Origin of the sequence: Streptomyces sp. NPDC048637 (assembly GCF_040650675.1) — a bacterium.
Taxonomy (GTDB): domain Bacteria; phylum Actinomycetota; class Actinomycetes; order Streptomycetales; family Streptomycetaceae; genus Streptomyces.
In genome coordinates, this window is sequence record NZ_JBEZHQ010000020.1 from 50,553 (window position 1) to 74,488 (window position 23,936).

Here is a 23,936-nt window from a genome sequence, read left to right on the forward strand (position 1 = left end):
CGTGCTGCGTGCTGCGTGCTGCGTGCTGCGTGCTGCGTGCTGCGTGCTGCGTGCTGCGTGCTGCGTGCTGCGTGCTGCGTGCTGCGTGCTGCGTGGCCAACGAGCGCGGAGGTGGTGGAGGTGGGTGGGTGGGCCGGGGGCCCGGGGGGGGGAAGCCCCCCCGAAGCTCAGCCGCGAACCCCTCGGAGGGCCATCGCCACCGCCGCCTCCGTGATCTCACCTGGGTCCTCTGCGGCGCCCAGTTCGATGCGGCGGACCGCGGCGTCGACGACTCCCTGGAGGAGCATGGCCGCGAGCCGGGGTTGTTCGTGGCCGAGGGTGGCAAGCGCCTCGACGATCATGGCGATGAGTCCGCCGTGCGCCGCGCGGATCTTCTCGCGTGCACCGGAGTCCAGCTCGCCGGCCGAAATGGCCACGACGGCACGGTGACGCCGGTCGCCGACCAGTGCGAGTTGCCGGCGCACATAAGCCTCGACCTTGTCCTCGGGCGTGTCGACGCGCTGCATCGCCGCTTCGACCTCGGCGGCCCAGACCGGGAAGTCGACGGCACACAGCTCCTCGACGACGGCGGCGCGCGAGCGGAAGTACTCATACACGGAGGAGCGCGCGAGACCCGTGCGCTCGGCGAGGGCGGGGAAGGTCAGCGCTTCCGTTCCGCCTTCGGACAGCAGGGTGCGGGCGGCGTCCAAGAGGGCGCCGCGCTGCATCGTCCGGTGCTCGGCCACGGAGGCCGCTCGAATCCTGGGCACGTCACCACTCTACGGATGGTGCGGCCGCCGTGGCACTCCGCATGGCAACACCGCGTGGGAAGCCCCTGGGCCTGCAACCCGTGACTCAACGTCCGACGTCGGCGAGCTTCGCCCTGAGCTGGAGTACGGATTTGGTGTGGATCTGGCTGACCCTGCTTTCCGTGACGCCGAGGACATTGCCGATCTCGGCAAGCGTGAGGCCTTCGTAGTAGTAGAGCGTGACCACGGTCTTCTCCCGTTCGGGGAGGGTGTTGATGGCACGCGCGAGCAGTCGCCGCAGCTCACGGTCCTCGGCGATCTCGACGGGGTTCTCGGCGGCCGTGTCCTCGAGGGTGTCCATCAGGCTCAGCCGTTCGCCACCCTCGCCGCCGACGTGCAGCAGCTCCTCCAGCGCCACGACGTTCGCCAGGGACAGCTGGCTGAACACGCTGTGGAGTTCCTCCAGGCCGATGCCCATCTCCGCGGCGACCTCCGCCTCGGACGGGGTGCGGCGCAGTTGCGCTTCAAGGGTGGCGTAGGCGCGTTCGACGGCGCGGGCCTTCTGCCGTACGGAGCGCGGGATCCAGTCGAGCGCGCGCAGCTCGTCGATCATTGCGCCGCGGATACGGGTGATGGCGTAGGTCTCGAACTTGATGGAGCGTTCGGGCTCGAACTTCTCGATGGCGTCGATCAGTCCGAAGACCCCGGAGGACACGAAATCGGCCTGTTCGACGTTCGGGGGCAGTCCGACGCTGACGCGGCCGGCGACGTACTTGACCAGCGGCGAGTAGTGCAGGATCAGCTGCTCCCGCAGCCGGCCGTCGCCTGACGCCTTGTAAGCGCGCCACAGCTCGTCGAGCGAGGTGGGCGGAGCGGGGCGCACGCTGCCGCGTGCGGCGGGTGGTACAGCCGCACGATCAGACCCGGAGGTGTGCTGGGGCATTCGTCGCCTTGAGCCGTTCTGCCGAGACGCGGGTGGATGGATGTATGAGGGTGGAATGTGCCTGTGAGCGTAGCGTGACCACAGTGTCGCGGTGCGCGAGGAAGGCAGGTTCGGGGGTGCGCAGATACGTTCCGCTGCCCGCACCTCAGGGTTACCTCGTACGGCGTGGCGACATCCGGACACGGTGCCGGGCGCGGGCTCCCGGAGGGCCGTGCGGGCGGACGCGGCGACATGAAGGGCGGGACCTCGCGCGTCCCCTGCGCCACATCGCCGTCTCCCCACGGGTCGGGCCCGTGCCACGAAGCACGGCAAACCTGGATTCTGCGGTCATTCCCCTCACCCTTTCACCCGTTCGCCCCAGGTCAAGTACCGCCTCGCCGGGAACCCCCGGTCGTCTCGGCGCGTCGCGCCAACTCCCAGCGGTCACCGCACCTTTGAACGAATCCGAGGGACAGCAGCTCGAAGAGTTTGGCGCGGGTGACATCGCGGGGCGCGCCGGCTTCCTGGGCCAGATGGCCGGTGTCCGCGGTGCCGCGCGCGGGCAGCGCCTCCAGTACGCGGGTCGCTACGGGGTCCAGAAGGTCGCGAATGCGGGTCTGCCCTTGTCGTTCGGGGGCGAGGTCGCCGATGCTGCCGACGAGCTCGATGACCTCGTCGGCGTCGGTGACCACCGCGGCCTCGCCGCGCAGGAGTTGATGCACACCGGCGGACAGGCCGCTGGTGACGGGGCCCGGCATGCCCATCGTGAAGCGTCCGAGGGTCTGCGCCCGCCGGGCGGTCACGAGTGAGCCGCTGCGGAGTTCGGCCTCCACGACGACGGTGCCTCTGGTGAGCGCGGCGATCACGCGGTTGCGCTGGATGAAACGGCTGCGGGTGGGGTGGTCGCCGGGAGGTAACTCGGCCACCACCAGCCCCTGTTCGCCGATCCGGCCGATCAACTCGGTGTGGCCGCGCGGGTAGGGGTGATCGACTCCGGAGGCCATGACGGCGATGGTCGCGCCCTCCGCGGCGAGCGTGCCGCGGTGGGCGGCGCCGTCCACGCCGTAGGCGGCTCCGGAGACGACGGTCCAGCCGCGGTCGGCGAGTCCGGCGCTGAGGGTGGTGGCAAGGTGGGCTCCGTATTCGGTGCAGGCACGGGCGCCGACGACGGCGACCGAGCGCAGCGCCCACAGCCTGAGGTTGGCCGTGCCGCGTACCCACAGGCCGATGGGGCGGGCGTCGCCGAGGTCGTCGAGCTGGCGGGGCCATTCGTCGTCCCCGGGGCAGATGAACCGGCCGCCGAGCGCGGTGACAGCGTCGAGGTCCGCGGCGGGGCGTGCCCGGGCGGCGCGCAGCCGCAGGCCCGCGACCTTGGCCGGGCTTGCACCCGTGGGCAGGTCCGCATCGTCGTCGGAGAGGGTGTGCCACAGGGCCTCCGGGCCCATGTCGCGCAGCCAGCGGCCGGCGGTTTCATCGCCTGGCTCGAGGATGCGGGTGAGGGCCGCTCGGGCGGTGCGCTGTGGTTCGGGTGCCTCGCCCGCGGCGGGCAGTGGGCCGGCGGTCGCGGGGCGGGTCTCGGACGTCGCGGGGCAGGGCTCGGTCGTCGTGGGAATGACATGGATCGGCCCGGCCGTCGGGTCGGGCGTGCGATCCCGGTGTTTCCCGGCCGGCTGCGGCCCGTCGGTGGCGAAGCCCCATGCGTCGGTCCCGTTCATGGTCGCCTCTGCTGGTGCGGCGGCCGGGCGGTCGCGGTCTCGTGGTGGTTTCCGCTGCCGGCCACCGTCAGCGCGCCGCGGCGTACGCCGGTGCGGAGTTCCAGGGCCCAGTTGACGTCTTCCCTGGTGGGGCGGTCGCGACCGGCCAGGTCGGCAGCCGTCCAGGCGACGCGGAGGACCCGGTCGAAGCCACGGGCCGTGAGGAGGCCGCATTCGAGGTCGCGTTCCGCTTGGGCCAGCGCACCGGGGTGGACCTGCCAGCGGGTGCGCAGCTCGTGCCCGGGTACCTCGCTGTTGGTGTGCCACGGTGTGCCGTCGAAGCGGGCCGCGGCGCGATCACGGGCGGTCTGCACGCGTTCGGCCACGGCCTTGGTGGTTTCCGCGCCGCGGCCGAGTGCGATCAGTTCGGCGCGGGCGACCGGTTCCACGGCGATCCGCAGGTCGACTCTGTCCATCAGGGGTCCGGAGAGCCGGGCCCGGTAACGGCGGATGGACGACGGCCGGCATTCGCAGCCGCCGCCAACGGTGCCGTGCCGACCGCAGGGGCAGGGGTTGGCCGCGAGGGCGAGGAGGATGCGGGGCGGGCATACGCATCATGCCCGCGGCGCGGGCGACGACGACATGACCGGACTCCAGTGGCTGGCGCAGCGCGTCCAGGACGCGTGGGCTGCACTCCGCGGCCTCGTCCACGAACAGCACGCCGTGGTGGGCGAGCGATACGGCCCCGGGGCGGGGCAGTCCGGTGCCGCCGCCGACGAGGGAGGCCATCGTCGCGGAGTGGTGCGGGGCGCAGTAGGGCGGCCGGTGGACGAGCGGCTGGCCCGGCGGGAGGGTGCCGGCGACCGAATGAACGGCGGTGACCTCCAGGGATTCCTTGGGCGACAGGGGCGGCAGCAACCCGGGGAGACGCTCGGCGAGCATGGTTTTGCCGGCACCGGGCGGGCCTTTGAAGAAGATGTGGTGGCGTCCGGCGGCGGCGACTTCGAGGGCGCGGCGGGCGCTGTGCTGGCCTGCGACGTCCGCGAGGTCGGGGGTGTGGTCGCCGGGTGGCAGGCCCGCGCCGACGCCGGTTCCGGGCACGACCAGCCCGGCGAGCGAGGGGTCGGGGCGGCCTTCTTCCCGTGGGTCCTCCTCGTCGGGCACGGGCTCGTCGGCGAGGACGGCGATGAGCTGGCGCAGGCTGCGCACGCCCAGGACCGAGATGCCGGGGACGAGCGAGGCCTCGGCGACGGTCTGTTCCGGGACGACGACCTGGCGGTATCCGGCATCGGCGGCGGCAAGTACGGCGGGCAGCACTCCGCGTACGGGGCGGACGCGGCCGTCCAGGCCCAGTTCGCCGATCATCATCAGGTCGGTGAGTTCGCGGGGGTCCAGGCGTTCGGCGGCACCGAGGACCGCGCAGGCAACGGCCAGGTCGAAGCCGCTGCCGCCTTTGGGTACGGAGGCCGGGCTGAGGCCAACGGTGAGCTTCTTCTGCGGCCATTCGGCGCCGGAATTCACGACGGCCGCGCGCACTCGCTCTCTGGATTCGATGAGGCTCTTGTCGGGGAGTCCGACGAGGGTGAAGGCGGCGACGCCGGGTTCCAGGTCGGCCTGGACCTCGACGACGACACCTTCGACGCCGACCAGGGCGACGGAGCAGGTGCGAGCGAATCCCATCAGGCCACCCCTCGTGCGTGCTGGACGACCGGGGCGCCGCGGGCCGGCAGCAGGACGCCGATGACATCGATCCGTACGCCGCCGGGTGGCGGGCCGCCGTGTCGCTCCAGCCAGCGCTCCGCCAGCAGCCGCAGCCGGGCGGTCTTCTCGGGGCGCACGGCCGCCATGGGGTGTTCGTACCAGCCGGCGCGGCGGGTTTTGACCTCGCAGACCACCAGGGCGTCGCCGTCGGCCGCGACGATATCGATCTCTCCGTCGCGGCAGCGCCAGTTCCGGTCCAGGATCCGCATGCCGGCCTCGATGAGCCGCCGGGCGGCCAGGTCTTCGCCGTAGCGGCCGAGGGCACGGCGCCGGGTGTCGGCCGGTTTCACCGCCGTGGGGCCGGTACCTCCCGGGTCGGTGTCCGGCGGCTCGGCGGCGGCCCGCCCGGCCGCCGGGGGCTTACGTCCTGGGGGCGCTCCGCCCTTGCGGCAGTTGGCCGGCGTGACCTTCGCGGCCTGCCCCGAACCGGTGTCGCGCATCCCCTTGCCGACCGAGCCGGAGCCGGTTCGCGCCTCGTCCGGGCCGCTCGTCGGGCCCGGTCCGAGCGCCTCGTCCCGCGCGCTTGCCGAGCTCGTTCCCCGTGCCGCGTTCCGGTCCCTTGCGGAGCGCGTCCTCGGTGGCGCCTCCGTGATCGGTGCGTTCTTCCCGGCCTGCCGGCCGGCCTGCATGGCATTCATGCGGTACCACCTCCGGCACCGACTGTGACGCCCCCGACCCGACCTGTTGGATCTTGGTGGACAGCGAGCCGATTGTGGATAACCCGCTCACCCGTCCGGGGCACGTGGGCCGATTCCGGGGGCCTGCCGCGCCGCAGCCCCCGGCCGCCTCAGCTCCCCGGAAGATCCAGATCGCTCTTGTTGAGCTCCTCGATGTTCACGTCCTTGAACGTCAGCACCCGCACCTGCTTGACAAAGCGGGCCGGGCGGTACATGTCCCAGACCCAGGCGTCAGCCATCGACACCTCGAAAAAGACCTCGCCCTGGACCGAGTGCACCTGCATCTCGTAATCGTTGGTGAGGTAGAAGCGGCGCTCGGTCTCGATCACATATTTGAACAGTCCGACGACGTCGCGGTACTCCCGGTAGAGCTTCAGCTCCATCTCGGTCTCGTACTTCTCGAGGTCCTCGGCGCTCATGGCAGATCCCCTTCAGCCGTGCGTCCCCCCATTGTGCGTCAGACCCGCTCGGTCTCCAGGAGCACCGGCGCATCGGGGGGCCCTTCGTCGAGCAGCGTGCGCAGCAGCTCGGCGAGTCTGGTCGGATACACCGTCTCATGGGATGCGGACAGTTCCTCCAAAGTCCACCACCTCAGTCCCGAGACGCTGCGTCGCTCCAGATCCGTCTGCCCGCCGGTGTGGGTGGCAGTCCGGTCGGTTCTTCCCAGGTAGTACCACTCATCCTGCTCCCAGCGCCGCCCGTCGAACGGGAAGGCGCAACGACGTTTCCACAGGACGGGGCCGAGGACGGCCTCGGTGATGCCGGTCTCCTCGGCGAGCTCGCGGCGGGCCGCCTCTTCGTGGCTCTCCGTGCCTTCGAGGCCGCCGCCGGGGGTGAACCACCAGCTGTCGGTGGGGCGGTCCGGTTCGAAGCCGTGGAGCAGCAGAATCCGGTCGTCGGGGTCGAGCAGCACGATGCGGGAGACCTGGCGCACACCGGTCGTCTCCGCTGCGTCGGCGGCCGCCACCTCTCGGGGCTCGGCCCGCCCGTCGGCCGCCGCACGGCGCCCGGCCGTCTCCTCAGCGGCCGCACGGCCCCCGCCGGGCCCGGTGCCGGTAGCCGCCCCGCGCCCCGTGGGCTCCGCGGCGCCCCGTCCCCGTTCCCGTCCCTCAGCCACGCTTGCGCGCCGTACGTCGAGCGAGGGGCCCGTAGGCCGCACCGGCAAGGATGAGGACCGCACCGGCGACCACGGCGAGGGTGATGGGCTGCACCGGGCCGGGCTGCGAGATGCCGCCGGGAAGGGCGGAGAAGCTGGTCGGGCGCTGCATCACACCGACGCTGCCGAGCGGCCAGGCGCGCGCGTCGACCCGGGCGTTGACGGCGCTGCGCGGCACCGAGCCGTGGTCGCTGTCGGTGAGGTGGACGCGGGAGTCGAGGGAGTCGTTGCGGTGGTCACCGAGCAGGAAGAGCTGTCCGGCGGGGACCCTGGCCTTGAAGCCGACGGGGGAGGCGGGTCCGCTGCCCTGCAGATACGGTTCTTCGACGGGGGTTCCGTTGACGGTCAGCCGGCCCTGCTTGGTGCAGCAGGTGACCTTGTCGCCGCCGACGCCGACGACGCGCTTGACCATCGGCATATCGCCCCAGACGGAGTCCTTGAAGACGACGACATCGCCGCGGCGTATCTCGGAGCCTTCCACCCTCTCGGCCAGAACCCGGGCACCGGCCGCGATCGTCGGCGACATCGAATCGGTCGGCACCGTATAGGGGCGGTATATCAGCGCCCCCCATACGAAGCCGCCAAGGAACAGCACACAGCCGACGGCCACGGCCAGACCGGACAGCACACTGCCCGTGGTCCGGCCGCGGCCGTCGGTCCTGCGTTCGGTACTGCTGCTCATCCCAGCGCTCCCACCCCGCGGAACCGGCCCGCGTCGAAGATCCGGGACGGCACCTTACCTGGGGTTACGCGCTCCGGTCAGCCTCCGGCGGCGCCACAGCACGATCGGCACCGCACCGGCCAGGCCCAGGGCGGCCGGAGCCGCCGCCATTGCCTTGTTGATCCCGGGCTGGTCGAAGGTGTCCGGTACCGGCAGGGTCGACCAGCGGTTGATCGGCCACGCGATGGTGAACGCCCGGCCGACGACCTCGTCCTCCGAGACCGTTCCGTTGCCCTTGAGGTTCTGGTGGTAACGGGAGTCGAGGGAGTCGTCGCGGTGGTCGCCCATCACCCAGATCCGCCCCTCGGGGACGTGGATCGGGCCGAACGCGCGGTCACCGCAGGGGGTGACGCCGGGGAAGATGTACGAGTCCTCCTTGAGGGCCTTGCCGTTGACCTTGACCGGGCCGGTGCCATGGCACTCGACGGTGTCGCCACCGACCGCGATGACCCGCTTGATCAGGTCCTTCTCCTCGGCCGAAGGCATCAGCCCGATGAAGCTGAGAACCTTCTGGACGGGGTTGGGCTCGGGGGTCGGCGTCTCGTTCAGCCAGCCGCCCGGATCGTGGAAGACCACGACCTCACCGCGCTGCGGCTTGGAGCCGAACCACGGTGTCAGCTTGTCCACCAGGACCCGGTCCCCGCGCTGCAGGGTGTCCTGCATCGAGTCGGACGGGATCGAGAACGCCTGCACCAGGAACGTCTTGATCAGCAGCGCCAGGATCAGAGCGATCCCGATGAGGATCGGCAGCTCCTTCCAGAAGGCACGCGGCTTCTTCGCCTTCTTCATGCCGCCGCTCACCTCCTCGCCCGCTGACCTGTCCAACGTATCGGACGTGTCCGATGCGTCGGCCGGGGCCGAACGCTGCGCCTGTGCCCCTGACTGTGCTGGTGACTGATGCACGGAACTCGTCGCCGGTCCCGCGGTCTCACCACGCCCTGCCGGCTCTTCGGGCTCTTCGGTTCCGGACCGTGCGCCGACCGCCAAGTCCCCCACATCTGCTCCTCACTCCACGCACTCGCCCGCCCGTCAACCGGTGCAGGCCCACCACTCCCATAACGAGCGGGAGTTCCGCAGGGGTCGGGAGTACGGTCAAACTCTCGGACGACAGCTTATGCGGCGTGCCTGCCGAGGACGCCTTGGCGCCCGGCGCGTCGCGCACGGTCGTAAAGGTGTCCGGCTCTTCGAGGCGCCGCCAGTGGCTGAACGGCCAGGCGATCACGACGGCCCGGCCCACGACATTCTCGTCCGAGACCGTGCCACGGTACGGCTCGTCCAGGTGGAAGCGCGAATCCGCGGAGTCGGAGCGGTGGTCGCCCATCACGAAGATCCGTCCCGTGGAAACGGCCACCGTGAACTTGATCGTGGAGGGCGGGTTGCCCGGATGGACATACGGTTCGGTCAGCGGTGCGCCGTTGACGGTGACCCGGCCCTGCTTGTCGCAGCACTTGACGGTGTCGCCGCCGACCGCCACAACGCGCTTGATCAGGTCCTGTTCGTCGGCCGACGGCAGCAGCCCGATGAAGGTCATGGCGTCCTTGACCGGCTGGAAGGCGCCCCCGTCGGCGGCGGGCTTGGTCTGCTCGCCCTTGAGCCAGCCTCCGGGGTCCTTGAAGACAACGACGTCACCGCGCTCCGGCTTGGAGCCGAACCACGGCGTCAGCTTGTCCACCAGGACCCGGTCACCGATCTTGATCGTCTGCTCCATGGAGCCCGACGGGATGACGAACGCCTGCACGAGGAAGGTCTTCAGGACGAGGGCGATGGCCAGCGCCACGCCCACGAGGATCGGGATTTCCTTCAGGTAGGAGCGTTGTCTGCGGCGCTTGATGCGCCGCGCCTGGCGCCGCCGCTCGGCACGCCCGCCGGTCGCGGCGCGGCCGCCCCGCCGTCCGCCGCGCCCGCCCGCCTCCTGAGGACCGCCGCGCGCACCGGAGCCGCCGTACGCGTCCTCCCCGCCCTGCCCCGGCCGGTCGGTGCCCCGCGCCCGGCTCCGCTTCGGCCGGCCGGTTTCCGGGCTCCCGTGGCGGGGGCGTCCGCGGCTACCCACGGGGGCCTGCCGCGGCGGGTATCCGGTCGAAGGTCCCTGGGGCGTCGAAGGTGCGCCAGCGGCTCACCGGCCAGGTGATCAGGTCCGCGCGGCCGATGACCTTGTCGACCGGCACCGTGCCGCCGCCCGGCTGACCGAGGTGGTCGCGGGAATCGCTGGATCTGGCGCGGTGGTCCCCCATGACCCACAACTTGCCCTCCGGCACCACGATGTCGAATTCCACCGAGGACGGCGCGTCCCCGGGGTGGAGATACGCCTCGCTCACGGGCTCACCGTTCACTTCGATCCGCCCCCGTTTGTCGCAGCAGGTCACATGGTCGCCGCCGATGCCGATCACACGCTTGACGTAGTCGGTCTCGGCGGGCCGGGCCAGGCCCAGCGCCGCTCCGGCGCCGCGCAGCAGTCCCGTGACGGGATTCTCCCCCTGCTCCCTGTGAACGAAGGACCCGGTGCCGTCGAAGACCACCACATCGCCCCGCGCCGGCTCGCTGCCGAAACGGTACGCCAGCTTGTTGACCAGCACCCGGTCCCCGATCTGCAGGGTGTTTTCCATGGAGGAGGACGGGATCAGGAAAGGCTGGGCGATGAACGCACTGAGCAGCAGCACAAAGGCCAGGCAGAGCGCGAGCAGGGTGACCGGCCGGTGGCGCAGACCGGCCGCACGGGTGAGGAAACGCGCGGAGCGCGACCCCTGCTCCGGCCCCTGGTCGGGGGTGGGAGAGGGGTCGCGCTCCGTGAGCTGTGCGTCGGTGTCCATCGGGCCCTGAGCCTATCCGGCCGGGTCCGGGCGCCGTACGCGAGCGTGGGTTTGCGTTGCCCCGGCGCAAAAAATCGTGCCCCGGGACGGCCCGGCTCAGTTGTCGCGCTTCTCCTTGATCTTCGCGGCCTTGCCGCGGAGCTCACGCAGGAAGTACAGCTTGGCGCGACGGACGTCACCGCGGGTCACGACCTCGATCTTCTCGACGATCGGGGTGTGCACCGGGAAGGTGCGCTCGACGCCGACGGAGAAGCTGACCTTGCGGACCGTGAAGGTCTCGCGGACGCCGGCGCCCTGACGGCGGATGACAACGCCCTTGAACTGCTGCACACGGGAGCGGTTGCCCTCGATGACGCGGACGTGGACGTTGACGGTGTCACCCGGGCGGAAGGCCGGGATGTCGCTGCGCTTCGACGCGGCGTCGACGGAGTCGAGAAGGTGCATGACCTACTGCTTTCTTCGCTGATGCCACAGGTCATCAACGGGATATGGGAAGGATGTTTCGGATGCCGTTCCGTCGGGCGGGCGTCGTTCCCCCTGTGGCAGGGGCGCGCGCCGGACGCACACAGCAGCGGCCTATTCTTCCACGGCCCCGCTCGTCCGCCCAAATCGGCCGTCGTCGCCCGCCGACCAGCCGAGCGCGGCGAGTATCGCTCGGTCGTGTTTGTCGAACGCGGCGGGGTCGGCGCGCTCGATCAGATCGGGGCGGTTGAGGTCGGTCCGGCGGAACGCCTCGTCCCGGCGCCAGCGGGCGATCTTGCCGTGGTGGCCGCTGACCAGGACGTCGGGGATCCCGCGGCCGCGCCACTCGGGGGGCTTGGTGTAGACGGGGCCCTCCAGGAGGTCGGCCATCGCGCCGGGGGCGAAGGAGTCGTCCTGGTGGGAGGCGGCGTTGCCGAGGACACCCGGCAGCAGCCGGGCCACCGCCTCGACCATGACCAGGACCGGTGCCTCGCCGCCGGCCAGGACGTAGTCGCCGATGGAGACCTCGCGGACGTCGACGCGGTCGCCGTACTCCTCGATGACGCGGCGGTCGATGCCTTCGTAGCGGGCCGGGGTGAACACCAGCCAGGGCTTGGCGGAGAGTTCGACGGCGAGCTGCTGGGTGAAGGGGGCGCCGCTGGGGGTGGGGACGACGATCACCGGCTCCCCGTCACCGGACGCGAGGATCTCGTCGAGCGCCTCGCCCCATGGCTCGGGCTTCATGACCATGCCGGGGCCGCCGCCGTAGGGGGTGTCGTCGACGGTGTTGTGCTTGTCGTGGGCCCATTCGCGCAGGTCGTGGATGCGCACATCGAGCTGTCCGCGGGCGCGGGCCTTGCCGACGAGGGAGACGTTCAGCGGCTCGAGGTACTCGGGGAAGATCGTGACGACATCGAGCCGCATCAGCTGTCCTCGCGGCTGGTGGCGATCTCGGCCTGGCTGTCGTCGAGGAGGCCGGGCGGCGGGTCGATGACCGCGCGCTGCTCCTCGAGGTCGATCTCCGGAACGATTTCGGCGACGAACGGGATCATGACCTCGCTGCCGTCGGGCCGCTGGACGATCAGCAGGTCCTGGTAGGGCAGGTGGGAGACCTCGGAGATCCGGCCGACGGCGGTGCCGTCGGGGGTGACGACATCGAGGTCGATCAACTGGTGGTCGTAGAACTCCTCGGGGTCCTCGGGGACTTCCTCGGGGTCGACCTCCGCGATCAGCAGGGTGTTGCGCAGCGCCTCGGCGGCCGTGCGGTCCGCGACGCCCTCGAAGCGCAGCAGCAGCCGGCCGCTGTGTACCCGGCCGGTTGCGATGGTCAGCGGTCCGACGGAGGACGGTTCGGTGGCGAGGACGGCGCCCGGGCCGAGCCGCAGTTCGGGCTCGTCGGTCCGTACCTCTACCGTGACCTCGCCCTTGATGCCGTGGGCGCGGCCGATCCGTGCCACTACCAACTGCACGCTGTCTACTCCCCTTTTTTGCGGCTGAACCGCCGCCGCTGTCGCGGAGGTGGCCGAGGACCGTTGTGGTTCCTCATGTGATGGGTGACGGTCGTGGATCAACGATCGCCAACGAACTCGGGCCGGGGACGGCCCGAGGGCCCTCCCCGGCCCGAGCCGGTGTTCAACTTGTCAGCTGACCTGGTCCACGTCGACGAGGTCGACGCGGATACCACGGCCGCCGATGGCGCCCACGACGGTCCGCAGCGCGCGGGCAGTCCGGCCGTTACGGCCGATCACCTTGCCGAGGTCGTCGGGGTGAACCCGGACCTCGAGCACGCGCCCGCGGCGCAGGGTGCGCGAGGCTACCTGCACGTCATCGGGGTTGTCGACGATGCCCTTGACGAGGTGCTCGAGGGCTTCCTCGAGCATGCTCAGGCCTCGGTCGACTCGGAGGTGGACTCGGCCGCAGCCTCGTCCGCCTTCTTGTCAGCCTTCTTCGCCTTCGGGGTGATGGCCTCACCCTTCGGCTCGTCGCCGGAAGCCTTGGCGGCGGCCTCGAAGAGAGCGCGCTTGTCGGCCTTCGGCTCGGCAACCTTCATCGGCGCCGGGGCGGGCAGGCCCTTGAACTTCTGCCAGTCGCCGGTGACCTTGAGGATGGCCATGACGGGCTCGGTCGGCTGCGCGCCGACACCCAGCCAGTACTGGACACGCTCGGAGTCGACCTCGATGCGCGAGGGGTTCTGCACCGGGTGGTACAGACCGATCTCCTCGATGGCCCGGCCGTCACGGCGGGTACGGGAGTCGGCGATGACGATGCGGTAGTGAGGCGCGCGGATCTTGCCCAGACGCTTCAGCTTGATCTTGACTGCCACGGGAGTGGTGTCTCCTGGTCTTGACGTGGTGGGGCACAACGGGATGCCACGTGGGGTTGCGGTACTCGGGGTGCCCGATGGACGCGTCAGCCGGAGGAGAGAGGGGTCCTATGCGACTGTCGAGTACAGCTAGCCATTGTGCCACACGCCCCCGGGTCAGCCGACCGCGGCCACCTCGGGGATACGGAAGGGCTTCCCGCAGCCGCCGCAGACGATCGGCGCCTGGGCGAGCACGGACGGCACGACGCGGACATTGCGCCCGCAGTCGCAGACGGCCTTGACGCGGACGCCGCCTCCGGAGGAGCCGTGCCGGGCGGCCGGACCGCGGAAGCTGCGGGCGGTGTCGGTGGCGGTGGCGGCGGTGTGCGCCTTGAGGGCTCTGGCGAGGCGTTCGATGGTGGAGCGGTAGCGCCTTCTGGCTTCGGGGTTGAGGGTGACCAGGGAGAAGCCGCTGCTGGGGTGCGGCTCGTCGATGTGGTCCAGGCCCAACTCCTCGGCGATCGCGAGGAATCGGCGGTTGTGGTAGCGGCCTGCGCGGGAGGTGTCGCGGACGCCGCGGGCGGCGGCGATGCCGTGGACTGCCTCATGAAGCAGCCGTTCGAAGGAGAGTTCCGCGCCGCAGGCGGACGAGGACTCTCCGATCAGGGACTCGGGCGCGGCCAGATCCGGCAGCTCGGGGTGGTGCCGTTGAATATCGGCCCAGGCGAGCGCCAGCTCGGCGGCGAGGACAGGCGGTGTCGTGCTCACGTCGTGACAACGAGCCGGGGTCGCCGAGTGTTCCGATTCCGGGGCATCTCAAATAATTTGCACGTACCAGTCAGTTTCCGGTCATGAGTCGTGCCGAGGGCGGGTGCGCAGATCTGCGCAGAAGGCGCCCAGCAGCCCTCAAGCCGGTACGTATCCCCGCGTACGCCGCATGGCGTAGCCGACTGCATCCGGTCGTATCCCGGGGCAACGATCATGGCGGCGATGGTACGGGGCGTACCTGTGCCCGGCCGCACCGGCTCGAACCCCACCGTAGGCCCGTCGGACGCGGGCGTCCGGAGAACCGGGCGGCGGGCGCTGCCGTGGCGGAACGGCACCGGCCGGGGCACCCTGGAACGGCGCTCCAGGGAGCGGGCCGGGCGCACACGGGGGCGCGCGGGAGACAACCCCAGCGCATCCCCTGGACGCCTGGGCGAATGCGCAGTTGTCTGGATTGCGGGGGCGCACCACGCGCGAACACGGGGGCGATCGGTACGGAACAGCTTCGGGTTCTCGGCGAATAGGGGCGCTATCGATGTCACCGACGCTCGTGCGGCACCAGCTTCCGCACTCCGGATCCACGCGCTGCGACGACCCGCCCGCTCCGGCCCGGTCGCGGGCGCGCACCCGCGACTGGGCCGAGATCCAGGAGCGGATGCTGGTGCCGCTGTACGAAGCCGCGTACGACCGTTTGGGGGTCGGTCCCGGTACCCGTCTGCTGGGGCTGGGCTGCGGGTCCGGTCTGGCGCTGCTGCTCGCGGCGGCGCGCGGCGCGCAGGTCAGCGGGGTGGATGCGGACGAGACCCGGCTGGAGCTGGCGCGTGAGCGGCTCACGCCGGACGGCATGCCGGAGCACACCCGGGTGGTCAGCGGCGGTCTGGAGGCCGCGGCGCCCGGGGACGCCGCGTTCAACGTGGTCACGGCGTTCCACCCGGTCGGCTGTGTGAGCACGGTCGAGGGGCTGACGGCGTCGCTCACCGCGGCGGCCGGGCTGGCGGAGCGCGGCAGCGCGGTGGTGCTGGGCGGCTGGGGCCCGGTGGAGCGGTGCGCCACGGCCGGGGTACTGCGGGTGGCGCAGCGGCTGGCGGATCCCCCGGGCGACTACGTCGTCGGCTCCGCCGGGTGGCGGCCCAGCGGACGGGACGACCTGGAGGACCTGGCGGACCGGGCCGGGCTGCGGCCGGACGGTTCGGGGCGGGTGGCCTGCCCGTTCGGGTACGCGGATCTGGCGAGCGCGGTGCGGGGGCTGTTGTCGACGGGGCTGTTCGACGCGGCGCTGGAGGTGGCCGAGCATCGTCAGGTGGAGAAGGAGCTCGCGGAGGCGCTGCATCCGTATCAGCGGGCGGACGGGACGGTGTGGATGCCGAACGTGTTCCGCTATCTGATTGCGCGGACGAGGTAGCGCCCCGGGCGGCGGCGGGCCGGGGAGGGGCGGCGGGCCCCGGGGGGGGGCGGGCGGCGAGCCCGCCGAAGGCATGCAGCGGGTCCGCCGAAGGCATGCAGCGAGCCCGCGAGGGCGTGCGGCGGGCTTTCAGCGGTATCCGGTGCCCTGAGTTTTCCCCGCCGGTTTTTCCCCGCCGCCCACCCCCCTTCGGGGGGTGGGCGGGTGTAGATGCTCGGTTTCGGTACGCGCGAGCCCCCAGTTCGGCATCCCCGAGGCCCTCGGTCCGGCATGCGCGAGCCCCCGGCCGCATCGTGAGGGCCGGGGGCTCGCGGAGCGGAGCTGGGCGGGTCAGCCCATGAACTTCTTGAATTCCTCGGGGAGTTCGAAGTTCTGCGGGTCCTGGCCGCCCTGCGGCAGGCCCAGCGGGTTGCCGGCCTGGGCGGCCTCGCGGCGCGCGGCGGCGGCCTCCTCTTCGGCCTTGCGCTTCATCGGGTTGCCGCTCTTGCGCTTGCCCTTGGCCTGCTTGACCTGCTTCTTCTTGCGGGCGCCACCGCCCATGCCCGGCATCCCCGGCATGCCCGGCATCCCGGGCATGCCGCCGCCCTGGGCCATCTTCGACATCATCTTGCGGGCGTCGAAGAACCGCTCGACCAGGCCCTTGACCGCGCTGACGTCGACACCGGAACCCTTGGCGATACGGGCCCGGCGCGAGCCGTTGATGATCGTCGGCTCCTGGCGCTCGGCCGGGGTCATGGACTTGATGATCGCGGCGGTGCGGTCGACCTCGCGCTCGTCGAGGTTGTTGATCTGGTCCTTCATCTGCCCCATGCCGGGCAGCATGCCGAGCAGCTTGGAGATGGAGCCCATCTTGCGGACCTGCTCCATCTGGGCCAGGAAGTCGTCGAGGGTGAACTCCTTGGGGCCCTTCGCCAGCTTGGCCGCCATCTTCTCGGCCTCGGCCTGGCTGAAGGTCTGCTCGGCCTTCTCGATCAGGCTGAGCATGTCGCCCATGCCGAGGATGCGGGACGCCATGCGGTCCGGGTGGAACGCGTCGAAGTCGTCCAGCTTCTCGCCGTTGGAGGCGAACATGATCTGCTTGCCGGTGACATGCGCGATGGACAGCGCGGCACCACCGCGGGCGTCACCGTCGAGCTTGGAGAGCACCACACCGTCGAAGCCGACGCCGTCGCGGAACGCCTCGGCGGTGTTGACCGCGTCCTGACCGATCATCGCGTCGACGACGAAGAGGACCTCGTCGGGGCTGACCGCGTCGCGGATGTCCGCGGCCTGCTGCATCAGCTCCTGGTCGATGCCCAGCCGGCCCGCGGTGTCGACGATGACGACGTCGTGCTGCTTGCCGCGGGCGAACTCGATGGAGTCCTTCGCGACCTGGACCGGGTCACCGACACCGTTGCCCGGCTCCGGCGCGTAGATCGCCACGCCGGCGCGCTCGGCGACGACGGAGAGCTGGTTGACGGCGTTGGGGCGCTGGAGGTCACAGGCGACCAGCAGCGGGGCGTGGCCCTGGCCCTTGAGCCAGCGGCCGAGCTTTCCGGCGAGGGTGGTCTTACCGGCACCCTGCAGACCGGCCAGCATGATCACGGTCGGCGGGGTCTTGGCGAGCCGCAGTCGGCGGGTCTCGCCGCCGAGGATGCCGATGAGCTCCTCGTTGACGATCTTGATGACCTGCTGGGCGGGGTTCAGCGCCTGCGAGACCTCGGAGCCGGTGGCGCGCTCCTTGACCTGCTTGATGAAGGCGCGGACCACGGGCAGGGCGACATCGGCTTCGAGCAGCGCGATCCGGATCTCGCGCGCCGTGGCGTCGATGTCCGCCTCGCTCAGGCGGCCCTTGCCCCGGAGGTTTTTGAAAGTACTCGCCAAGCGGTCGGAAAGCGTATCGAACACGGCGGTCGTCGATCCTCGGGGTCGGGGGCGGGGTCCAGTCGGCTTCTAGGGTATCGGCCTCCGCAAGCAAACCGTTCCTGCCCTGTATTCCGGCCGCTACTGAAGGGCGCGCTCCACGGCCGCCGCCACCTCGTGCGCCGCGGCGTCCGTGAGGGGTGCCCCGTCCGCTCCCGTGACATAGAACGCATCCACCGCGTTGGCGCCCAGGGTGCTGATGTGGGCACTGCGGACGGCGACGCCGGCCGCCTCCAGGGCGCGCCCGATGCGGTGCAGCAGGCCATGGGCGTCCTGGGCCCGGACCTCGATGACGGTCGCGGTGTCGGAGCTGCCGCCGGCGACGGTGACCCGGGGTGGCGGGGCGAGCACGGCCCGGGCGCGGCGGGCGTAGGCGCGTTCGCGCTCGGCGAGGCGGGCGGGGATGTCGAGGGAGCCGTCCAGGGCGCGGAGCAGGTCGGCGCGCAGCCGGTCGGCCTGCGGCAGCGAGCCGTATTCGGCGGCCACCCGCCAGTTCAGTACCAGGACCGGGCCCTCGTCAACGGGGTCGAGGAGGAGCAGGTCGGCGGCGCGGACGGTGAGCCGGTGCAGGGCCAGCACACCGGCCGCGGCGGGCAGGACGCCCGTCGGAGGGGCGCCCGCAGGGCTCGTTGAGGGGCGGCGGCCGGGCGACGGGTGAGCAGGGACGGCGATGAGCAATTCCACCCCGACCGGCTCCTGGGCGGGCGCCGGTGTCTCCGGCCCCGTGTCGGCGCCGGTGGGGGCCTCAGCGCGCGCGTGCAGGGCCAGGACCGGGCCGCCGGTGCGCCGGGCCTCGATCGCCAGCCGCTCCTGTTCCGCGGTCGGCTCGCCGGCGCCGCGCATCTCCGTGTCGGGCTCCCCCGCGAGTCGCGCGGCGACCCGTTTGACCAGGTCGGCGACGAGACCGCCACGCCAGGCGCTCCAGGCGGCGGGCCCGGTGGCCAGTGCGTCGGCCTCGGTCAGGGCGTGCAGCAGTTCCAGGGTGCGGGTGCTGCCGACCGCCTCCGCGACCGCGCCGACGGTCGCCGGGTCGTCCAGATCGCGCCGGGTGGCGGTCTCGATGAGCAGCAGATGGTGCCGTACGAGCGTGGCGATCACCGCGGTGTCCCGGGCGTCGAAGCCGAGCCGGGCCGCCATATCGCGGGCGATGGTCTCGCCGGCCACCGAGTGGTCGCCGGGCCAGCCCTTGCCGATGTCGTGCAGCAGGGCGGCGATCAGCAGCAGGTCGGGGCGGTGCACCCGGCGGGTCAGGGCGGAGGCCCGTACGGCGGTCTCGACCAGGTGGCGGTCGACGGTCCAGGTGTGGACGGGGTTGCGCTGGGGGCGGCAGCGGACGCGCTCCCAGTCGGGCAGCAGCCGCGTGATGATGCCTTCGGCTTCCAGGGCCTCCCACACGGGCACGGTGTGCGTGCCCGCGCCCAGGAGCGTCACCAGCTGCTCGCGGGCCTCGGCGGGCCAGGGCACGGGCAGCGGCCGGGTGGCGATGGCCGTGGCGCAGCGGCGGATGGCGTGGGTGGCCAGCGGCAGCCCGGCCTGGGCGGCGGCGGCCGCGGCGCGCAGCACCAGTACCGGGTCGCGCTCGGGGCGTGTGGTGCGGGCCAGCACCGCCTCGCCGTCGAGTTCGACGACGCCCTCGGCGAGCGGGGAGCGCTCGCCCTTGCCCGCGGTACGGCCGTGCAGCAGTCCGCGCAGCGTGGGCTTGACGGAGCGGGCGCGCAGCACCCGGCCGACCTCGCGCCAGGTGACATCGGCCGCGTAGGAGATGGTGCGGGCGGATTCGTAGGTCTGCCGCAGCAGGGCGTCCGCGTCCAGCATGCCGAGGGCGGTGGCGACCTGGTCCTGTTCCTGGAGGGAGAGCCGGTCGGTGGCGCGGCCGGTCGTCAGGTGGAGCGCGTCGCGGGCGTCGAGCAGCCGGGTGCGGGCGGCTTCCAGGCCGCCGCGCGGGGCGTCGGCGAGCCAGGAGGCGGCGACGGCCCGGAGCGCGGTGGCGTCCCGCAGGCCGCCCCTGGCGTCCTTGAGGTCCGGTTCCAGGAGGTACTGGAGTTCGCCCTGCCGCTCGGCGCGCTCCTGGCACAGGTCGTGGAGTTCGGGCAGCCGTTTGGGGGCGCTCTCGCGCCAGTCGGCGTAGGCGGTGGTGCGCAGTGCCGCGGTCAGCTCCGGGTCACCGGCCAGATGGCGGGCGTCGAGCAGCCCGAGCTGCACCTTCAGGTCCTCGCGGGCGGCCTTACGGGCCTGGGCGGGGGTGCGTACGGAGTGGTCGAGGTCGAGGCCGAGGTCCCATACGGGGTACCAGAGGCGGTCGGCGAGTGCGGCGAGGGCGCCGGCGTCGGCGCGGCCGTCGTGCAGCAGGAGCAGGTCGAGGTCGCTGCGCGGGGAGAGCTCGCCGCGGCCGTAGCCGCCGACGGCGACCAGGGCGGTGCCGGACAGGCCGGCGGCGGCGCTGTGCCGGGCCAGCAGGCCGGCCAGCCAGTCGTCGGTGAGCCGGGCGAGGGTGGCGCGGCGGTCGGGTCCGGCGGCGGTCTCGTCCTGGAGGAGCCGCAGCCGGGCCGCGGGATAGCCCCCTTCCGGGGCGGGCGCGGGCGTGTTCCCCGGGCTCCGGGCTCCGGCCGGTCCTGCCGTTTCGTCGACGCTTTCCGTCACCTCGCGCGCTCCTTGGTCGTTGTCGTCCCCCGCCGTCTCCCCGTGCGCCCGCCCCGCACGATCAGTCTGTGCCGCCGGGGGGCGGGCGGCCATCCGCCGCTGGGGCGGCCGCGCCCCGGCTCGGGTCCCCGAGGGCGGACAGCCGCCCCGGGGCCGGAGCCGGAGCCCGGCCGTGGCGCCTCACAGCGCGTCCGGCCCCCGCTCCCCGGTCCGCACCCGTACCGCGTCGTCGACGGGGATGCTCCACACCTTCCCGTCGCCGATCTTGCCGGTGCGGGCCGCCTTGACGATGACGTCGGTCAGTTCCTCGGCGTCGGCGTCCTCGACCAGCACCTCGATACGGATCTTCGGTACCAGGTCGACGGTGTACTCGGCGCCGCGGTAGACCTCCGTGTGCCCGCGCTGTCGGCCGTAGCCGCTGGCCTCGGTGATCGTCAGGCCGTGCACACCGAATGCCTGCAGGGCGTCCTTCACCTCGTCCAGCCGGTGCGGCTTGATTACTGCCGTGATGAGCTTCACGCGTCCACCTTCTTTGTCAGGGCCTCGCCGAGTGCCGGTCCCTTGCGGCCGACCGTGCCGCCGCCCGCGCCGGTGAAGTCGTATGCGGTCTCCGCGTGCGCGGCCTGGTCGATGCCGGCGACTTCCTCGTCCTCGCCGATCCGGAAGCCCATCACCAGGTCGATCGCCTTGGCAAGGACATACGAGACGACCAGGGAGTACAGCAGCACACAGACCACACCGACGGCCTGCCTGCCGAGCTGCTCGAAGCCGCCGCCGTAGAACAGGCCCTTGGCCTTGCTCTGCACCCCGCCGGTGGCGAACAGGCCGATCAGCAGCGATCCGGCGACACCGCCGACGAGGTGGACGCCGATGACGTCGAGGGAGTCGTCGTAGCCGAACTTGCACTTCAGGTTGACGGCCATGGCGCACAGCACACCGGCGATCGCACCGACCGCGATGGCGCCCAGCGGGCTGACCGCGCCGCAGGCCGGGGTGATCGCGACGAGTCCGGCGACCGCGCCGGAGGCCGCGCCGAGCGTGGTGAACGAGCCGTGCCGGAGCTTTTCGTACGCCAGCCAGCCGAGCATCGCGGCGGCGGTGGCGACCTGGGTGTTGACGAAGGCGACCGCGCCGATGCCGTCGTCGTTGCCGAGCCAGGAGCCAGCGTTGAAGCCGAACCAGCCGAACCACAGCAGGCCCGCGCCGAGCATCACCAGGGGGAGGCTGTGCGGCCGCATCGGGTCTTTCTTGAAGCCGATGCGCTTGCCGACGACGAGGAGCACGCCGAGCGCCGCGGCACCGGCGTTGATGTGCACGGCCGTACCGCCCGCGAAGTCGATGACCTGCAGCTCGAACAGCCAGCCGCCCTCGCCCCACACCCAGTGGGCGACGGGGAAGTAGACGACGGTGACCCACAGGGCGATGAACAGCGCCCAGGCGGTGAACTTCACCCGGTCGGCGAGCGCACCGCTGATCAGCGCCGGCGTGATGATCGCGAACATCAGCTGGAAGACCGCGAAGACATAGACCGGGATGGTGGTGGCGCCCCACAGCTCCGTCAGGCCGATGCCGCTGAGCCCGGCGAAGTTTCCGTCCCAGCCGATGAAGCCGCCCTGGTCGGTGCCGAAGGCGAGCCCGAAGCCGTACAGGACCCACAGGATCGTCACGATGCCCAGGCTGATGAAGCTCATCATCAGCATGTTGAGCACGCTCTTGACCCGGACCATGCCTCCGTAGAAGAAGGCGAGACCGGGTGTCATGACCATCACCAATGCGGAGCAGATCAGCATGAACCCGGTGTTGGCCGGGCTCAGTGTCGCTTTGTCTGCTGCGAGCGTCAGGATGCCTGGGGGCATCGGCGTCTCCTCGTCGTCGATGCGGCCCGTGCGGGCGTGTTTCTGGTGGGCCGACTTCGCGTTGAGGTTGTCGCAGCGCGGTTTCGGCCAAACCTTGCGGGTGTTTCACCGCAGTGACGAAGAAGGCCCCCGTGTTACGCCCCGATGAACAACCAGATCAGCCCCACATCACCCGTTCAACCCACCGAAACCACTCATTGAGCAACCCCCACGGCGCCCAGCCACCTCCGCGAAAGCGGCGCCGGTTCAGGCCCAAAGGCGAGCCCGGCCGCGGCTGCCGCCCGCGTGACCTGGCATGGGGGAGCCGAGTCGGGCTGTACGGGGCGGTGGCCGCGGCCGGAGTTCTGGGGCGGGGTGCCGTCAGACGGCCTCCGCGGATTCGGGCAGCTGGCGGCTGAGCTCGTCGCTGAGCCGGATCACCTCGGCGACGCCGCCGAATTCCCGCGCCGCGTTGTCGACGGTCTTGCGCAGCCGGGTGTTGACCCGCTCCGAGCGGACCTGCCGGGCGAACGGGATCGCCTGCTGCGCCATCGCCGCGCAGGCCTCGGGCTCCTTCTGCAGCAGATGCACGGTGGCCATCCCGATCAGGTTGAGCGCATACGAACGCTGGTGCTCGGGGTCCTTGCCGAAGAGCTCCACGGCGCGCTGCATGACGGGTTCGGCGAGCGACGCGTAGGTGGGGCTGCGGCCGGCGACATAGGCGAGATCGCGGTAGGAGTGAGCGTTCTCGGCGTTCAGCTCGGCCTCGGAGAAGAAGCGGATCCAGTCCGGCTCGGGCTCACCGGGCAGAACGTCGGAGAAGGTGTCCTCGGCCATCCGGACGGCCCGCTTGACCTTGCTCGGCTGGCCCATGCCGGCGTAGGCGCGGGCCTCCATCGCATACAACATGGCCTGGGTGCGGGGGGTGGCGGTTTCCCGGCTGCCGTACTGGGCGAGGTGGATCAGCTCCAGTGCGTCGTCGGGCCGGCCGAGGTGGATCATCTGCCGGCTCATGCTGGAGAGGATGTACGAGCCCAGGGGCCGGTCGCTGGCCTCCTTGGAGGCGTGCAGCGCGAGCACGAAGTACTTCTGCGCGGTGGGCTGCAGACCGATGTCGTAGCTCATCCAGCCGGCGAGTTCGGAGAGTTCGGCGGCGACCTTGAACAGCCGTTTGGCCACCGGCTCCGGCTGCGGCTCCTGGAGGAGGTCGGTGACCTCGTGAAGCTGGCCGACCACCGCCTTGCGCCGCAGCCCGCCGCCGCACTGTGCGTCCCACTGGCGGAACATCGCGGTCGTCGACTCCAGCAGATCCAGCTCCGGCTTCGACAGCCGCGCGGGCCGGCGGGTCCGGTCGGGCTCCTCCTCGCCGCCCTGGCCCGCGGGCACCGGGACCAGCCAGCGCTGCATCGGCTCGATGAGGCTGGGCCCGGCGGCCAGCGCGAGGGAGGTGCCGAGGAAGCCGCGGCGCGCCAGCATCAGGTCACTGCGGGAGAACTCACTGATGAGACCGACCGTTTGGGCCCCGGCCCAGGGCAGGTCCACGCCGGAGACGGACGGGGACTGGTGCGCGGAGCGCAGGCCCAGCTCCTCGATGCCGACCACACAGCCGAAGCGCTCGGAGAACAGCTCGGACAGGATCCGCGGGATGGGCTCGCGCGGCTGCTCACCGTCGAGCCAGCGGCGCACCCGCGAGGTGTCGGTGCTGATGTGATGGGCGCCCATCTGACGCGCCCGGCGGTTGACCTGCCGGGCCAGCTCGCCCTTGGACCAGCCGCTGCGCATGAACCACGAACCCAACTGTGCGTTGGGTTGCTTGACGGCGTCGGTGCCGCCCGTGCCGCCGTTGCCGCCCACTGGAAGCCCCCATCCCGATAGCTGCCTTGGTGCCTGGTGCCTGGTGCGTCTGCGAACCACCCACAGGCCGCCGTCAGTTACGACGCCTGTCCGGGGTACATCTACCCGATCACGGTTTCCGGCCACACCTTTTGGCCTGTGCTCGACCTGTGCGTTGCCACCGGCATACCCGTGCGAAGGGTGCCTCTCCGGGGTTCGCGAACCGAAAGTAATCCTACGATCACGCCTGCCGCGAGGGCGATCGCGGAAACGCCACCATTCGCCACCCCTTCGAATGAACTCCCCGCCCAGCTCTCGCGATTGACTTG

The 23,936-nt window shown here is 71.5% G+C and carries 22 protein-coding genes and 1 pseudogene; 1 reads left to right on the forward strand and 22 read right to left on the reverse strand.

Features of this window, described 5'->3' with window-relative positions; genetic code table 11:
* Window positions 1-167: 167 nt before the first annotated feature.
* The 17 genes and pseudogenes from AB0C46_RS23865 to AB0C46_RS23945 form a co-directional block, all read right to left on the reverse strand.
* Window positions 168-707 (reverse strand): helix-turn-helix domain-containing protein, encoded by a 540-nt coding sequence (locus AB0C46_RS23865; RefSeq protein ID WP_362830225.1) that lies wholly within the window; start codon window positions 705-707, stop codon window positions 168-170.
* A gap of 127 nt (window positions 708-834) precedes the next feature.
* Window positions 835-1,671 (reverse strand): RNA polymerase sigma factor WhiG, encoded by an 837-nt coding sequence (gene whiG / locus AB0C46_RS23870; RefSeq protein ID WP_362830130.1) that lies wholly within the window; start codon window positions 1,669-1,671, stop codon window positions 835-837.
* 362 nt (window positions 1,672-2,033) lie between these two features.
* A complete protein-coding gene (gene dprA, locus AB0C46_RS23875; protein ID WP_362830131.1) occupies window positions 2,034-3,365 on the reverse strand; it encodes a DNA-processing protein DprA in 1,332 nt (443 codons plus the stop codon).
* A pseudogene (locus tag AB0C46_RS23880) lies at window positions 3,362-5,024 on the reverse strand (YifB family Mg chelatase-like AAA ATPase). Before AB0C46_RS23880 ends, dprA begins: the two are co-directional and overlap by 4 nt.
* Window positions 5,024-5,395 carry a YraN family protein gene (locus tag AB0C46_RS23885; RefSeq protein WP_362830226.1) on the reverse strand — a complete coding sequence of 124 codons (372 nt, stop codon included), beginning with the start codon at window positions 5,393-5,395 and terminating at the stop codon, window positions 5,024-5,026. The pseudogene AB0C46_RS23880 and the gene AB0C46_RS23885 overlap by 1 nt, the downstream one beginning before the upstream one ends.
* 497 nt (window positions 5,396-5,892) lie before the next feature.
* Window positions 5,893-6,201, reverse strand: coding sequence for a DUF2469 domain-containing protein (locus AB0C46_RS23890; protein ID WP_003980220.1), 309 nt, complete (start codon window positions 6,199-6,201; stop codon window positions 5,893-5,895).
* Between the two features lie 38 nt (window positions 6,202-6,239).
* Entirely contained in the window at window positions 6,240-6,749 is a 510-nt protein-coding gene (locus tag AB0C46_RS23895; RefSeq protein WP_362830228.1) for an NUDIX hydrolase, read from the reverse strand.
* Window positions 6,750-6,891: 142 nt separating this feature from the next.
* Window positions 6,892-7,620, reverse strand: a complete 729-nt coding sequence (gene lepB, locus AB0C46_RS23900) for a signal peptidase I (protein WP_362830132.1) — start codon at window positions 7,618-7,620, stop codon at window positions 6,892-6,894.
* A gap of 54 nt (window positions 7,621-7,674) precedes the next feature.
* Window positions 7,675-8,646 (reverse strand): signal peptidase I, encoded by a 972-nt coding sequence (gene lepB / locus AB0C46_RS23905; protein WP_362830230.1) that lies wholly within the window; start codon window positions 8,644-8,646, stop codon window positions 7,675-7,677.
* Window positions 8,588-9,709: a signal peptidase I gene (gene lepB / locus AB0C46_RS23910; RefSeq protein ID WP_362830133.1), complete on the reverse strand. Its 1,122-nt coding sequence runs from the start codon at window positions 9,707-9,709 to the stop codon at window positions 8,588-8,590. Before lepB (AB0C46_RS23910) ends, lepB (AB0C46_RS23905) begins: the two co-directional genes overlap by 59 nt.
* Window positions 9,702-10,466 carry a signal peptidase I gene (gene lepB / locus AB0C46_RS23915; protein WP_362830134.1) on the reverse strand — a complete coding sequence of 255 codons (765 nt, stop codon included), beginning with the start codon at window positions 10,464-10,466 and terminating at the stop codon, window positions 9,702-9,704. The genes lepB (AB0C46_RS23910) and lepB (AB0C46_RS23915) overlap by 8 nt, the downstream gene beginning before the upstream one ends.
* Window positions 10,467-10,562: 96 nt before the next feature.
* Window positions 10,563-10,910: a 50S ribosomal protein L19 gene (gene rplS / locus AB0C46_RS23920; protein WP_018087148.1), complete on the reverse strand. Its 348-nt coding sequence runs from the start codon at window positions 10,908-10,910 to the stop codon at window positions 10,563-10,565.
* 132 nt (window positions 10,911-11,042) lie between these two features.
* Window positions 11,043-11,852 carry a tRNA (guanosine(37)-N1)-methyltransferase TrmD gene (gene trmD, locus AB0C46_RS23925; protein WP_362830136.1) on the reverse strand — a complete coding sequence of 270 codons (810 nt, stop codon included), beginning with the start codon at window positions 11,850-11,852 and terminating at the stop codon, window positions 11,043-11,045.
* On the reverse strand, window positions 11,852-12,397 hold the full coding sequence (rimM, locus tag AB0C46_RS23930; protein ID WP_362830138.1) for a ribosome maturation factor RimM: 546 nt from the start codon (window positions 12,395-12,397) through the stop codon (window positions 11,852-11,854). The genes trmD and rimM overlap by 1 nt, the downstream gene beginning before the upstream one ends.
* Before the next feature lie 171 nt (window positions 12,398-12,568).
* Window positions 12,569-12,808, reverse strand: a complete 240-nt coding sequence (locus tag AB0C46_RS23935; RefSeq protein ID WP_030080383.1) for an RNA-binding protein — start codon at window positions 12,806-12,808, stop codon at window positions 12,569-12,571.
* A gap of 2 nt (window positions 12,809-12,810) precedes the next feature.
* Window positions 12,811-13,251, reverse strand: coding sequence for a 30S ribosomal protein S16 (rpsP, locus tag AB0C46_RS23940; protein ID WP_006602842.1), 441 nt, complete (start codon window positions 13,249-13,251; stop codon window positions 12,811-12,813).
* A 156-nt stretch (window positions 13,252-13,407) separates the two neighbouring features.
* On the reverse strand, window positions 13,408-13,998 hold the full coding sequence (locus AB0C46_RS23945; RefSeq protein ID WP_018087151.1) for a hypothetical protein: 591 nt from the start codon (window positions 13,996-13,998) through the stop codon (window positions 13,408-13,410).
* A 532-nt stretch (window positions 13,999-14,530) separates the two neighbouring features.
* Between AB0C46_RS23945 and AB0C46_RS23950 the strand changes: the two genes are divergently transcribed.
* Complete coding sequence (locus tag AB0C46_RS23950; RefSeq protein ID WP_362830139.1) at window positions 14,531-15,397, forward strand: methyltransferase domain-containing protein; 867 nt, start codon at window positions 14,531-14,533, stop codon at window positions 15,395-15,397.
* A 330-nt stretch (window positions 15,398-15,727) separates the two neighbouring features.
* Here the strand turns inward: AB0C46_RS23950 and ffh are convergent, their stop codons facing one another.
* The 5 genes from ffh to AB0C46_RS23975 all read right to left on the reverse strand — a co-directional run bounded on the left by ffh (window position 15,728) and on the right by AB0C46_RS23975 (window position 23,556).
* The gene (ffh, locus tag AB0C46_RS23955) at window positions 15,728-17,284 is read right to left on the reverse strand and encodes a signal recognition particle protein (RefSeq protein ID WP_362830141.1); all 1,557 of its coding nucleotides are present in this window, start codon (window positions 17,282-17,284) and stop codon (window positions 15,728-15,730) included.
* Window positions 17,285-17,380: 96 nt separating this feature from the next.
* Window positions 17,381-19,939, reverse strand: a complete 2,559-nt coding sequence (locus tag AB0C46_RS23960; RefSeq protein WP_362830143.1) for a [protein-PII] uridylyltransferase — start codon at window positions 19,937-19,939, stop codon at window positions 17,381-17,383.
* Window positions 19,940-20,119: 180 nt separating this feature from the next.
* Window positions 20,120-20,458 carry a P-II family nitrogen regulator gene (locus AB0C46_RS23965; protein WP_018087155.1) on the reverse strand — a complete coding sequence of 113 codons (339 nt, stop codon included), beginning with the start codon at window positions 20,456-20,458 and terminating at the stop codon, window positions 20,120-20,122.
* A complete protein-coding gene (locus tag AB0C46_RS23970) occupies window positions 20,455-21,795 on the reverse strand; it encodes an ammonium transporter (protein WP_362830146.1) in 1,341 nt (446 codons plus the stop codon). The genes AB0C46_RS23965 and AB0C46_RS23970 overlap by 4 nt, the downstream gene beginning before the upstream one ends.
* Before the next feature lie 360 nt (window positions 21,796-22,155).
* A complete protein-coding gene (locus AB0C46_RS23975; RefSeq protein ID WP_362830232.1) occupies window positions 22,156-23,556 on the reverse strand; it encodes a hypothetical protein in 1,401 nt (466 codons plus the stop codon).
* Between the last annotated feature and the right edge of the window lie 380 nt (window positions 23,557-23,936).